Origin of the sequence: Aliivibrio fischeri, assembly GCF_009727955.1 — a bacterium.
GTDB lineage: Bacteria > Pseudomonadota > Gammaproteobacteria > Enterobacterales > Vibrionaceae > Aliivibrio > Aliivibrio fischeri_A.
Map to the genome: position 1 here is coordinate 63083 of NZ_WOBR01000002.1, position 14227 is coordinate 77309.

13 protein-coding genes are annotated in these 14227 nt (G+C 40.1%); 3 read left to right on the plus strand and 10 right to left on the minus strand.

Features of this window, described 5'->3' with window-relative positions; genetic code table 11:
• Nucleotides 1-35: 35 nt before the first annotated feature.
• From GNP81_RS00805 to zapE, 6 genes are all read right to left on the minus strand, one after another.
• Entirely contained in the window at nt 36-773 is a 738-nt protein-coding gene (locus tag GNP81_RS00805) for a cytochrome c1 (RefSeq protein ID WP_155665336.1), read from the minus strand.
• Nucleotides 770-2038, minus strand: coding sequence for a cytochrome b (locus GNP81_RS00810; protein WP_005420953.1), 1269 nt, complete (start codon nt 2036-2038; stop codon nt 770-772). Before GNP81_RS00810 ends, GNP81_RS00805 begins: the two co-directional genes overlap by 4 nt.
• Nucleotides 2038-2631: a ubiquinol-cytochrome c reductase iron-sulfur subunit gene (gene petA, locus GNP81_RS00815; protein WP_005420954.1), complete on the minus strand. Its 594-nt coding sequence runs from the start codon at nt 2629-2631 to the stop codon at nt 2038-2040. Before petA ends, GNP81_RS00810 begins: the two co-directional genes overlap by 1 nt.
• Before the next feature lie 394 nt (nt 2632-3025).
• Entirely contained in the window at nt 3026-3418 is a 393-nt protein-coding gene (gene rpsI, locus GNP81_RS00820) for a 30S ribosomal protein S9 (protein ID WP_005420956.1), read from the minus strand.
• Between the two features lie 15 nt (nt 3419-3433).
• Entirely contained in the window at nt 3434-3862 is a 429-nt protein-coding gene (rplM, locus tag GNP81_RS00825) for a 50S ribosomal protein L13 (RefSeq protein ID WP_005420958.1), read from the minus strand.
• A gap of 279 nt (nt 3863-4141) precedes the next feature.
• Nucleotides 4142-5248, minus strand: coding sequence for a cell division protein ZapE (gene zapE / locus GNP81_RS00830; RefSeq protein WP_196587404.1), 1107 nt, complete (start codon nt 5246-5248; stop codon nt 4142-4144).
• Between the two features lie 124 nt (nt 5249-5372).
• On the opposite strand from zapE, the gene zapG reads away from it, so the two are divergent.
• From zapG to degS, 3 genes are all read left to right on the plus strand, one after another.
• The gene (zapG, locus tag GNP81_RS00835) at nt 5373-5828 is read left to right on the plus strand and encodes a Z-ring associated protein ZapG (RefSeq protein WP_005420963.1); all 456 of its coding nucleotides are present in this window, start codon (nt 5373-5375) and stop codon (nt 5826-5828) included.
• A 79-nt stretch (nt 5829-5907) separates the two neighbouring features.
• On the plus strand, nt 5908-7275 hold the full coding sequence (locus GNP81_RS00840) for a Do family serine endopeptidase (RefSeq protein WP_155674278.1): 1368 nt from the start codon (nt 5908-5910) through the stop codon (nt 7273-7275).
• 113 nt (nt 7276-7388) lie between these two features.
• Nucleotides 7389-8456 carry an outer membrane-stress sensor serine endopeptidase DegS gene (degS, locus tag GNP81_RS00845; protein ID WP_005420967.1) on the plus strand — a complete coding sequence of 356 codons (1068 nt, stop codon included), beginning with the start codon at nt 7389-7391 and terminating at the stop codon, nt 8454-8456.
• A 54-nt stretch (nt 8457-8510) separates the two neighbouring features.
• Here degS and parC read toward each other — a convergent pair whose 3' ends face one another.
• The 4 genes from parC to cpdA form a co-directional block, all read right to left on the minus strand.
• Nucleotides 8511-10787 (minus strand): DNA topoisomerase IV subunit A, encoded by a 2277-nt coding sequence (gene parC / locus GNP81_RS00850; RefSeq protein WP_155674277.1) that lies wholly within the window; start codon nt 10785-10787, stop codon nt 8511-8513.
• A gap of 2 nt (nt 10788-10789) precedes the next feature.
• Nucleotides 10790-12670, minus strand: coding sequence for a DNA topoisomerase IV subunit B (gene parE, locus GNP81_RS00855; protein ID WP_146862959.1), 1881 nt, complete (start codon nt 12668-12670; stop codon nt 10790-10792).
• Between the two features lie 143 nt (nt 12671-12813).
• Nucleotides 12814-13398, minus strand: coding sequence for an esterase YqiA (gene yqiA, locus GNP81_RS00860; RefSeq protein ID WP_155671050.1), 585 nt, complete (start codon nt 13396-13398; stop codon nt 12814-12816).
• On the minus strand, nt 13398-14222 hold the full coding sequence (cpdA, locus tag GNP81_RS00865; protein ID WP_155671048.1) for a 3',5'-cyclic-AMP phosphodiesterase: 825 nt from the start codon (nt 14220-14222) through the stop codon (nt 13398-13400). The genes yqiA and cpdA overlap by 1 nt, the downstream gene beginning before the upstream one ends.
• Nucleotides 14223-14227 lie beyond the last annotated feature (5 nt).

Consider the following 14227-nt stretch of genomic DNA (forward strand, 5'->3'; position numbering starts at 1 on the left):
CCATTGCGTACAATTAACGATCTAGAATATCACGATTAGTGGACATCACGCCAATATTCTTTCTTAAGTAAATAAGAAACAAAGGCAAATATCACTAAAAAGCCCATAACCCACCAACCTAAACGATGACGTTCAAGTTTTACAGGATCACCTGAATATTCTAAAAAGTTGACCAAATCGCGAACTGCCATATCGTATTCGCCTGAGCTAAGCTCTCCAGTGCCATCTGACTCAACACCAACAACAACTTTATGCTCAACACCATCAACAATTGTTGTCTCATAAACTGGTGTAGTTACACCTTGTAGCTCTTGAAGAACATGAGGCATACCAACACTTGGGAATACCATGTTATTCACACCAAATGGACGCGTTGGATCGGCATAAAAAGTACGTAAATAGGTATATAACCAATCGGTACCTCGCACACGAGCAACAAGCGTTAAATCCGGTGGAGGAGCACCAAACCAGCCTGCGGCTTGTTTTTCAGGTATTGCACTCTTCATTAAGTCACCGATCTTCGCATCAGGATTAAACACTAAGTTTTCCATCATCAAATCTGGTGGAATACCTAGATCTTCTGCAACACGGTTATAGCGCTGGTATTGTGTTGAGTGACAACCCGCACAATAGTTCATAAAGATCTTTGCACCATTTTGTAAAGATGCTTGATCGCTAATATCATTATTCGCTTTATCTAATGATACATTTGCACCTGCTGCCATCGCCATTGATGGCAACAAAGCAAAAAGCACTAAAATCAACTTTTTCATTTGAATGTCACCCTCTCTGGTAATGGTTTTGTGGCTTCATTTTTACTGTAAATAAACAGAATAACGAAGAACATAAAGTACATCAGACTAAAGATTTGAGCTAACAGCGTATAAGTTGGTGTTGCAGGTAATGCACCTAATACACCTAATGCAATAAAGCTGATAGTAAATTGGATAATATTCAATAAGTGTAACTTACTACGGTAACGATAAGAGCGAACCTTACAGCGGTCTAACCATGGAAGTAAGAACAGCACGACTATCGATGCCCCCATTGCTACTACCCCTAATAATTTATCAGGAACAGCACGCAAGATGGCATAAAATGGTGTGAAATACCAAACAGGCGCAATGTGCTCAGGGGTTTTTAATGGGTTTGCTGCTTCAAAGTTAGGCGGCTCAAGGAAGTAGCCTCCCATTTCAGGATTAAAGAACAACACGTAGCAGAAGAAAAATAAGAAACCAGCCACACCAATCATGTCTTTAACCGTTCCATATGGATGGAAAGGCACTGAATCAATGATGTTATACTTGCTTGTATAATATTCGTGGAACTTAAACTGTGTTTTATGCTCACCTTTATCGTCTTTTGCTTTTGGTAGCTTAGTTTCAATACCATCAGGGTTATTAGAGCCAACCTCATGTAGAGCTAAAATATGAAGTACCACTAAAAGTAACAAAACAATTGGTAGTGCAATAACATGAAGCGCAAAGAAACGGTTTAGCGTCGCACCCGAAATAACATAGTCACCACGGATCCAAAGTGTAAGATCATCACCAATAACAGGAATTGCGCCAAACAAAGAAATAATTACTTGAGCTCCCCAATAAGACATCTGCCCCCACGGTAATAAGTACCCCATGAATGCTTCAGCCATTAAAACTAAGAAGATCAACATACCAAATAACCACAACAGTTCACGCGGCTTTTGGTAAGAACCATAAATCAGACCACGGAACATATGCAGATAAACAACAACAAAAAAGGCAGACGCCCCAGTTGAGTGCATATAACGAAGTAACCATCCATAATCAACATCACGCATGATGTATTCAACAGAGGCAAATGCTCCTTCTCCAGAAGGAACGTAATTCATTGTTAACCAAATACCAGTTACGATCTGATTAACTAAAACCAACATGGCCAAAGAGCCAAAGAAATACCAAAAGTTAAAGTTTTTTGGCATTGGGTACTCAGATAAATGCTTTTTATATGCATTCATCGCAGGCAGACGCTTTTCTACCCAATCAAGTAACGGTTGCATTAGGCTTCCCCTCCTTCATCAACCCCAACTAGGATACGAGTATCACTAAGGTACATGTGCTTAGGAACAACAAGATTCAAAGGTGCAGGTACACCTTGGAATACTCGACCAGCCATATCAAATTTAGAACCATGACATGGGCAGAAGAAACCAGAATTAACCCCTTCAACTTGTTCACTAAAACTGTCAGGTAAATAGGTAGGTGAACAGCCAAGGTGAGTACAGATGCCAACGGCTAAAAAGATTTCTGGCTTAATTGAGCGATATGCATTTTGGGCATATTCAGGTTGTTGTTCTTCTCCAGAAGACGGGTCTCGAAGTTGACCCTCAATCTCAGTTAATGATTGTAAAAGTGCTTCTGAACGACGAACAACCCATACAGGCTTTCCTCGCCACTCAACACGAACCATTTGCCCATCCTCGAGCTTACTGATATCGACTTCAACCGGAGCACCAGCAGCTTTCGCTTTTGCACTCGGGTTCCAAGATTTAATAAAAGGTACGGCCACCGCAGCAGCTCCTAGCCCACCAACAACAGCTGTTGTGGCGGTTAAGAAACGACGTCGACCATTACTCACTGGCGCATTGCTCATCCAACTTTCTCCCATTTGCTCTATGCGGTTTTTATTATGTCCATACATTTACGAGCTACGGCTAACTTTCAATGGTGTGATACAACAGAACTTTACTATTCCAAACGCTCTAAAGAGGCTCAAAATTAATTCATATATTATTAAGCTGCTGTTTTAACCCATAAATGATAAAGAAAACCTTACTTTTTGACAAGATAAAGCTACTTTTTTGCAACATTTGTGAGATATGTAGAGTTTTTGTAGTGAGATTGGAGAAAGGATAAAAAAAGAGAAAGGAATTCAAGACTTAAAAATGTTTTAAGCTCACAAAAACAACAAAAGCCCAGCATAAATGCTGGGCTTTTGACCACAATACCAAAGGAGCTTTGAAACAAAACTCCTTGGAAGCGTAAAATTAACGCTTAGAGAATTGTGGTTTACGACGTGCTTTACGTAGACCAACTTTCTTACGTTCAACGCAACGTGCGTCACGAGTAACGTAGCCAGCTGCGCGTAGTGCAGGACGTAGTGATTCATCGTATTGCATTAGAGCACGTGTGATACCGTGACGGATCGCACCAGCTTGACCAGAAATACCACCACCAGAAACAGTGATGTATAGGTCTAGTTTATCAGTCATTTCAACTAGCTCTAGAGGTTGGTTAACAACCATACGTGCTGTTGGACGACCGAAGTAAACTTCAAGGCTGCGCTTGTTGATTACGATGTTGCCAGTACCCGGTTTGATGAAAACACGAGCTGCTGAGCTTTTACGGCGACCAGTGCCGTAGTATTGATTCTCTGCCATTGCCATAATCCTCGATTAAATGTCTAGTACTTGTGGTTGTTGAGCAGTGTGGTTATGCTCAGCGCCAGCGTAAACTTTAAGTTTACGGTACATAGCACGACCAAGAGGACCACGTGGAAGCATACCTTTAACAGCTAATTCAATAACCATTTCAGGTTTACGATCGATCAGTTTCTCGAAAGAAATAGATTTTAGACCGCCTGGGAATTCAGAGTGACGGTAGTAGATCTTGTCAGATGCTTTCTTACCAGTTACTCGTACTTTCTCAGCGTTGATAACGATGATGTAATCACCAGTATCTACGTGAGGAGTGTATTCTGCTTTATGCTTACCGCGTAGGCGAGATGCGATTTCAGTTGCGATACGACCAAGAGTTTTACCTTCAGCGTCTACAACATACCAGTCACGCTTTACAGCGGCTGGTTTAGCAACGAAAGTTTTCATGCTAATGATACCCGTTATTAAATAATTTCACTGATTAGGAGCTTTCGCTCCCACTGTATATTTTTGAGCCCAGTCATCACCCCTTCGAGTGGTTGGCACTCTTGGCAATTAAGCCAGTACAGTAACGGTGGGTCGGAGGATTATAGAGAAGCATGAAGAAAAAATCACCTTTTTTTTGAAGATATTTCACATATCGGTCAAAAAGTTTAAAAAAAACAAGTTTTGAGCTTCATCACAGTAAATGAAGCTCTTAAATCATCAAAAAATGACTCTCTTTTATTAAGATAAATGTTCTTTTGCTAGATACTCATGACTTTGCATTTCAATCAACCTTGACTGACAACGTTTAAATTCAAACGTTAGACGACCTTTTTGATATATAGAGGCTAAATCTGTCTCTGCAGAGATGATTAATTTTACATTTCGCTCATAAAACTCATCAACCATAGCGATAAACCGGCGAGCCGCATCATCATTTAGCTCCCCCATGATTTTCACATTAGATAGCAAGACCGTATGATATAAGTGAGAGAGCTCAATATAATCATGCTGACTACGAGCGCTTTCACATAGAGATGCAAAATCAAAATGAACCACACCATCCCCTTCGGCTTTTACCTCTAAGAGACGATGATTAATTTCTATTTGAGTCGATTCGTAATCGCAACCAGAAACTAACTGTAAGAAGTAACCTTTCATATTAATTTCGGCATCGCTATCTAATGGGTAGTGGTATATTTCTGCCTGCTCTAGCGTTCTAAGGCGGTAATCAACACCACTATCGACATTGATAATGTCACAATGCTGCTCAATTAGAAAAATAGCAGGTAAAAAGCGAGCTCGCTGTAACCCATTACGATACAAGTCTTGAGGTAATATATTCGACGTAGCGACTAACGTTATCCCTCTATCAAATAAAGCCTCCAATAAAGTTGCTAAGATCATCGCATCAGTAATATCTGAAACAAAAAACTCATCAAAGCAGATAATATCGGTTTCTTGTTTAAATTTATCAGCAACAATAAGCAAAGGATCAGACTGCTGTTTTAAGTCGCCTAGTTCATCATGAACTCGCTGCATAAAACGATGAAAATGAACTCGCATTTTTCTTTGGGTGGGTAATGCATCATAAAAGGTATCAACTAAATAGGTTTTACCTCGACCGACCCCACCCCAAAAATACAACCCTTTTTCGGGAATTAACTTTGGTGGTGCTGCTTTTATAAAAAAGTGTTTCCAGGATCTTTTTACTGGTTGTTGAGGAACTTTTAATTCTAAAAAACGTCGATATAAATCATCAAGATGTTCTACAGCATTTTGTTGAGCGCTATCATGCATAAACCCCTCTTGATTGAGGTCTTGCTGATATTTTTCTAATGGTGTCATCACTTTTAATCTTTTCTTTTGTTGATTGACTCCCTTCATAGTAGCATGTTCTCAACACACCCTATGAGTGGGCTAACTCACAGTTATGCCTACCCATATTAATAAAAACGGTAAGGAGTATTTCATGGCGTGGACATACGCTTTAATTGGCTTAGCTGTTGGTATTACCATTGGCTTTATGATTTCTCGTTTTACAGTACCCGGTATTAAACACCAAAAATCATTAAAACAAGATTTAGAAAAATCCAAATATGAATTGGAGCAATACCGTCAAGAGTTGGTTGATCACTTCGCAACAAGTGCAACAATGCTAGAAGCGTTAGCAAAAGACTTTAATAAGATGTATGACCACATGGCTTCAACATCAAAAGAGTTGATGCCTAATCTTCCTGAACAAGACAACCCGTTTTCAGCGCGTCTAGGAGAAATGACTCTTTCACCAGAGCTAAACAAAAAAGTGGCTCATGTAAAAGATGAAATTAGTAAGCAACCTAAAGATTACGCTAATGGAGCAACAGGCCTTTTAAAGGATGAGCACCTAGTTGATATCAACGCAAAAAAAGAAGATAAAATCGCTTAAAATACGATGTTATCGATGAACTTTCTCAAAGGTTTTTGAGTCGAATAAGTACACTTTGTTTAATTAAGAGTACATTTCGATGAAAAAACCTTTGCTCGTTTTAGGTGCTTTATCTTTAAGCATCAGTGCGATAATTACCCCCATTCAATCCCAAGCAGCCTTACCACTTGCGGTGAATTCACAACAATTACCAAGCCTTGCACCTATGTTGGAGAAAATCACTCCAGCTGTCGTGAGTATTGCCGTAGAAGGTACCCAAGTATCTAAGCGTCATATACCCGAACAGTTTCGTTTCTTTTTTGGTCCAGACTTTCCTTCAGAACAAGTTCAAGAGCAACCTTTTAGAGGACTAGGTTCCGGCGTTATTGTCGATGCTAAAAAAGGGTATATTGTTACTAATCATCACGTCATTAATAACGCAGAAAAAATACTGGTACAGTTACACGACGGACGTGAATACACTGCCGAATTAATTGGCAGTGACGAATTATCTGACATCGCTTTACTTAAACTTGAAGAAGCAAAAAACCTAACCGAAATAAAATTAGCTGATTCTGACAATTTACGTGTCGGGGACTTTAGTGTTGCGATTGGTAATCCTTTTGGTCTTGGTCAAACCGTAACATCAGGCATTATTTCAGCCTTAGGTCGCAGTGGATTAAACCTAGATAACTTTGAAAACTTTATTCAAACTGATGCCGCAATAAACAGCGGCAATTCAGGTGGTGCGCTGGTAAACCTAAATGGTGATTTAATTGGTATTAACACCGCAATACTAGGACCAAATGGCGGTAATGTAGGCATCGGCTTTGCTATCCCATCAAATATGGTTCGTAATTTATCAGAACAAATTTTAGAGTTTGGGCATGTTAAGCGCGGTATTCTTGGCGTTCAAGGAGGGGAGTTAACACCAGAACTCGCAGAAGCATTCGGCTATGAAACCAATCATGGTGCTTTTGTTAGCCAAGTGGTACCAGATAGCGCAGCTGACAAAGCGGGTATTCAAGCGGGTGATATACTGATCTCTATCAATGCTAAAAAGATTCAAACCTTTGGTGAGTTACGTGCAAAAGTCGCCACTTTAGGTGCAGGGAAAAAAGTGACCTTAGGCCTAATCCGCGATGGAAAAGAAAAAACCGTTACTGCAACACTAAAAGAAGCTGAGCAAATTAAAGCACAAGCTGAAAATCTTCATGACGGCCTAAAGGGAGCAGAACTACAAAACACCTCTCAATCAGATCCAGTAAAAGGTGTGAAAATCAGTAATATAGAAAAAGCATCCATGGCACAACGCTACGGTTTACAAAAAGACGACATTATTATCGGTGTTAACCGTAAACCTGTGAAAAATTTACAGCAATTTAGAAAGCTACTAGAAAGTAAACCACCTGTACTCGCATTAAACATCCAGCGTGGTGAACACTCACTTTATCTAGTTATTAAGTAACCTAGAAGCAAGCACTCATTCTTTGAGTGCTTGCCCTTTCATCCTCTACTTTTTCACTAGATTCAATGTTATCCTAATCAATTATTTTTTTATTCATCAAGGTTAGGAAGCCAATGCTCTCATTCTTATTGCGTTCAGCTATGATAGGTATCGCAACAGCTGCGATATTGCTGTTTGCATTCCCTAACCTACGCTCAAGCATCACCCCTGAGCAAAATACGATAGAACAAACCTCTCAAATCAGTAACCAAATTTCATTTAATTATGCCGTTCGTCGTGCAGCCCCTGCGGTTGTAAATATCTATAGCCGTAAATACAACGATAATGACCGTCTACGTTTAGATACAGAAGGCTTAGGCTCTGGTGTTATCGTTAGCGATAAAGGCTACATTATTACTAACTACCACGTTGTTGCCGATGCCGATCAAGTTATTGTTGCTCTTCAAGATGGACGCCTATTTAACTCTCAATTAATTGGTAAAGATAAACGTACTGATTTAGCTGTATTACAAATTAAAGATACCAACCTACCTGTTATTCCATTAAACCCAAACTATCAAGCTGATATTGGTGATGTTGTGCTGGCTATTGGTAATCCATACAACCTAGGACAAACAACAACCTTTGGCATTATCTCAGCAACAGGTCGAGCTGCATTGAGTGCTGATGGAACACAAGGATTAATCCAAACCGACGCTGCAATCAACAGGGGTAACTCTGGTGGTGCTCTAGTCAATACCAGAGGTGAACTCGTTGGTATCAATACAGCCTCATTTCAACAAGCTACTGAGCTAGAAACTTATGGTATTTCATTTGCAATTCCTTATGCTCTTGCAGATAAAATCATGCGTCGATTGATTGCGGATGGACAAGTAATTCGTGGCTACATCGGCATCGATGGAAGAGACATTAACCCAGCCATGGCAAGATTAATGAATGCGGATAATATCAACGGTATTTTAGTTTTAGGTGTTTCACCAAATAGCCCAGCAGAAAAAGCAGGTATTATTACTCAAGATATAATTACCAGTATCGATGGTAAAAGTGTAACCAATAGACAAAGTGTCATTGATATCGTAACAGAGTTAAGACCGGGTACTGAAGTAGATGTCGATGTGATCCGTAAAGGAATAACCAAAACAATTAAAGTGACAATTGAAGAAGACCCAAGTAATGAATAAAAAAATAGCGCATTAAAAAATGCGCTATTTTTGTATCTAAGCAATGACTAAAGGCTATTCACTTTCTTCTTCAGTCGTTGCACTCTCACCATTAATATCAATGCGAGTGACTCGTTGTAAGCCTCTAGGTAATAAACTACCACGACGACCACGCTCACCACGGAAATTATCTAAATCCGTAGGTTTCAATCCTAACTTACGTTTACCGGCATACAAGGTAATGGTTGCACCTTGAGGCAATGGCAATAAGTGAGACAAAAATTCTTCACGAGATTTTGAACGTGCTGCTGGAATATTAATGATCTTATTACCCTTACCTTTACCTAATTGTGGTAAATCTTTAATAGGGAATAAAAGCATTCGACCTTCGTTAGTGATAGCTAAAATCTCATCACTTTCTAAATCAGATACCGCTTCAGGGTTCATTACTTGTGAGTTTTCAGGAAGAGTTAACAGTGCTTTACCGTTTTTATTTTTAGACAGTAAATCTGCACCCTTACAAACAAAACCGTAACCAGCATCAGAGCTGATTAACCATGTCTGTTCTTCTTCACCCATAACCACATGTGTTATTTGACTGCCCGCAGTAATATTTAGACGACCCGTAATTGGCTCACCCTGACTTCTTGCTGAAGGTAATGTATGTGATTCAAGTGCGTAGCTTCGACCATTGCTGCCCATAAAGACAGCTGGCGCGTTACTCTTACCACGCGCATGGGCTAAGTATTTATCACCTGATTTATAGTTCAATGTTGTTGGATCAACATCATGACCTTTAGCATGACGAATCCAACCTTTGTCAGAAAGAACAACCGTAATCGCTTCGCTCGGAATAAGATCACGCTCTGTCATCGCTTTAGCTTCTGCACGCTCAACCAATGGAGAACGGCGATCATCACCAAACTTCTCAGCATCAGCTAAGATTTCTTTCTTAATTAATGTGTTTAAGCGACGCTCTGAACCTAATAGTTTCTCAAGATAATCACGCTCTTTAGCTAATTCATCTTGTTCACCACGGATCTTAATCTCTTCCAGTTTAGCTAACTGGCGAAGTTTAATTTCTAAAATCGCTTCCGCTTGTTTCTCAGATAAATCAAAGCGAGTCATTAACTCATGCTTTGGATCATCTTCAGTACGGATAATTTCAATCACTTCATCGATATTTAAGTAAGCCGCTAAAAGACCTTCTAAAATATGTAGACGAGCTAGCACTTTATCTAAACGATGTTGAAGACGTTTACGCACTGTTGTACGACGGAATTCAATCCACTCAGAAAGAATAGATACCAAACCTTTCACTTGAGGGCGCTGATCCAAACCAATCATGTTTAAGTTAACACGGTAGCTTTTTTCAAGATCTGTCGAAGCAAATAGATGGTTCATTAATGGTTCCGCATCCACTCGGTTTGAGCGAGGAACGATAACGATACGTGTTGGATTTTCATGATCAGATTCATCACGAAGATCATCTACCATAGGTAACTTCTTCGCTCGCATTTGGTTTGCGATTTGCTCTAATAATTTACTACCAGAAACTTGGTGTGGCAGAGCGGTAATAACAATATCCCCCTCTTCTTTATGCCACACCGCACGCATTTTAATGCTGCCTCTACCTGAACGGTAAATCTTTTTAATTTCACTTGATGGTGAAATAATTTCAGCTTTGGTTGGGTAATCTGGACCTTTTACAAAATCCATCACCTCATCTAAATCCGCTTTTGGATTTTCTAATAAGTGAACAGTCGCATTCGCTACTTCACGCACGTTATGAGGTGGGATATCTGTTGCCATACCAACTGCGATACCAGTAATACCATTCAATAAAATATGAGGTAAGCGTGAAGGTAATATCGTTGGCTCTTTCATTGTGCCATCGAAGTTTGGCTGCCAATCAACTGTACCTTGACCAATTTCGCCTAATAATACATCAGCAAACTTAGACAGTTTTGATTCCGTATAACGCATTGCAGCAAATGATTTAGGATCATCTGGTGCACCCCAGTTACCTTGACCATCAACTAATGGATAGCGATAAGAGAAAGGCTGGGCCATTAATACCATGGCTTCATAACACGCAGAGTCACCGTGTGGGTGGTATTTACCTAATACATCACCAACGGTACGTGCTGACTTCTTATATTTTGCATTTGCTGATAAACCAAGCTCAGACATCGCATAAATAATACGACGTTGAACAGGTTTTAAACCATCACCAATATACGGTAATGCACGGTCCATGATTACGTACATGGAGTAATTTAGATAAGCGTCTTCTGTAAACTTGCGCAGTGGCAGCTGTTCAACACCTTCTAAGGACATTTCTGTACTCATTTTTATACCTCTGCCTGATCGCCGTTAGATTGTAGCCAAGCACGACGATCGTCTGCACGTTTCTTACCTAAAAGCATATCCATCATTTCATTGGTTTGTTCATCATCATCAATCGTCAGTTGAACAAGACGTCGTGTATTTGGATCCATCGTCGTTTCACGCAATTGAAGTGGGTTCATCTCACCCAATCCTTTAAATCGCTGTACGTTAATTTTTGCGCGCTTATTGCTTAGACGATCTAATACGCCTTCTTTTTCTTCTTCATCAAGTGCGTAGAACACCTCTTTACCGCAATCAATACGATACAAAGGAGGCATGGCAACATAAACGTGACCAGCTTGAACTAATGCTTTGAAGTGTTTTAGATAAAGTGCACATAGCAGGGTTGCGATGTGAAGACCATCGGAGTCAGCATCGGCAAGGATACATACTTTACCGTAACGCAAACCAGATAAGTCATCAGAGTCAGGGTCAATACCCAAAGCAACAGAGATATCATGTACTTCTTGAGATGCTAATACTTGGTCAGCTGATACTTCCCATGTATTCAAAATTTTACCACGCAGTGGCATAACCGCTTGGAACTCACGATCACGGGCTTGTTTTGCAGAACCGCCCGCCGAATCCCCTTCCACTAAGAAAAGTTCGGTACGAGCCAAATCTTGAACAGAACAATCGGTCAATTTACCCGGAAGAGCTGGACCTGAAGCAATTTTCTTACGAACCACTTTTTTAGCTGCACGCATACGACGGTGCGCATTCGCAATACATGCTTCAGCAAGTTGCTCTGCAATTTGTGGTTTCTCATTTAACCATAAACTGAATGCATCTTTTACCACACCAGAAACAAACGCCGCACACTGACGTGAAGATAAACGCTCTTTAGTTTGACCTGCAAATTGTGGATCTTGCATTTTCACCGATAAGACGTAGGCACAACGGTCCCAAATATCATCAGCAGTTAACTTAACGCCGCGAGGAACAAGGTTACGGAATTCACAAAACTCACGCATTGCATCAAGAAGACCTTGGCGCATGCCATTTACGTGTGTACCACCTTGTGCTGTAGGAATAAGGTTTACATAACTTTCAGCAACTAGCTCACCGCCTTCTGGTAGCCAAGTTACCGCCCAATCTGCCGCTTCACCAGTGCCAGAAAAAGCACCTGTAAATGGAATTTCTGGTAATAATGTAAAGCCAGTGACACCTTCAAGAAGATAATCTTTAAGACCGTCTTCATAACACCAGTTATGCTCTTTATCGTTAACTTTATCTTTAAAAACAATTTCTAAGCCAGGACAAAGTACCGCTTTGGCTTTTAAATTATTGATAAGACGAGTAACAGAGAATTTTGCAGAATCAAAATAGCTCGCATCAGGCCAGAAATGAACACTGGTACCGCGGTTACGGCGACCACAAGTGCCCGTTACGGTTAAATCAGATACTTTATCACCGTGTTCAAATGCAATTTCATACACTTGGCCATCACGACGAACCGTTACTTCAACTCGTTTTGACAGGGCATTTACTACAGAGATACCAACCCCGTGTAAGCCACCTGAGAATTCGTAGTTTTTACCTGAGAATTTACCACCAGCATGTAACTTACACAAAATAAGTTCAACACCTGATACTTTTTCTACTGGATGGATATCAACAGGCATACCACGCCCATCATCAATAACTTCAAGTGATTGATCGGCATGTAAAATTACTTCAACTTTTTTCGCGTGTCCGGCTAGGGCTTCATCGACACTGTTATCAATAACTTCTTGGCCCAAATGGTTTGGACGGACAGTGTCGGTATACATACCAGGACGGCGACGAACGGGCTCAAGGCCATTTAGAACCTCAATGGCTCCTGCATTATATTGTTCAGTCATATCTCGGAAGGCTTCTTAAAATTTGTCACATAGTCTGAAAGCGAGGAAAGAAAGTCAAGCAAACGCCCTTATTCCACTCTAAATATGTGGCTTTGTATTAAAGATTGTATAGATACTGTGTCTCGTGCGTAGAGAAACAGTAACTATAAATTTAGAAATTGAATAATTTGTTCAGGATAACGTTCAAAGTTAACAAAACTATGATCGCCGCCCTTTTCTATTGTTTGTTTACAAGCTGAATACTTATCTACGGCTTGTCGATAATCAAGGACTTCATCGCCTTCTTGTTGCAATAGCCATAAGTCATCTACTGAATGGATAGTTTCTACTTGTAAAGCGAATAACTCAGCCATGTGCTTTTCCTCAAGAAAGTATTCTTCTTGAGTATATGGATTTATCTGTTTTCCAAGGTAATCAACAAGCAATTCATAAGGTTTAACAGCTGGGTTAACTAAAGCGGCTTTAAAACCATATCGATGATTCAACCAAGTAGATAAATATCCGCCAAGAGAACTACCAACTAAACCAATCTGATAAGTATCTTTATATTCTTCAACAAGTTGAATTAAATATTCAGCAGCTTGTGAAGGATAAGAAGGTAATCGAGGAACAATGACCTTTATATCAGGCCGATGTACTTTGCAGTACTCCGCCATAACTTGTGCTTTATGCGACAAAGGGGAACTGTTAAAACCATGGATATACAAAAGCAAACTTGGTTTACTCATTAGTAGCCTCCTGCTTCACTATCCGCTGAAAAATCACAATTTTTAAGGCGATGCACCTGAGTTTCAATATCACCATTTGGTAATAAATCTAACGTCCTCCAACCTGGAGCTTGAGAGTCCAAAGCAAAATCATCCGAATCAGGTAGGAATTGAACACAAGTGGATGGCGTTGCTAATAAGCGAACACCGTTAACGATACGATCTAGCTCTTGGTGAATATGTCCACAAACTATCCCATTCACATTGCGATGTTTTGCTAAAACAGACCAAAATTGGTCACTTTCTTTAAGTTGATGTTGGTCTAGCCAAGCGCTTCCAGCAGGTAATGGATGATGATGCAATAATACCAACGAGTGACGTTGAGGGTGTTGAGATAATGCGTTATCTAATAATGTTAATTGTTCATCAGATAATGCACCATGAGGAACACCTACAACTTGACTGTCCAGAATAATCACTTGCCAATGCTGACCAATAAGTAAGTGTTCACACGCACTAATTTGAGGAGAAGGCAAAACACCGCCCATGCTTGGCTTATAGTCATGATTACCAGGAAGCCAAAAACAAGGCTTTTTTAGAGGTGTTATTCCCTTAACAAAGTGCTGATAAGATTCAACGGTATGATCTTGAGAAATATCACCCGTAGCAAGAATGGCATCAAAATCAGGAGTTCGTTGTAGCACTTGTTCTACAACGCTTTGAAAGCTTTTTCGTGTAGGTACGCCAAGTAATGCTCCATCTTCTGGCGCAAACAAATGGGTATCTGTTATCTGTAACAAGCGAATCGAATCGCTTTCTTCATTAAGTAATGTTTCAGAGAGCAAAATAG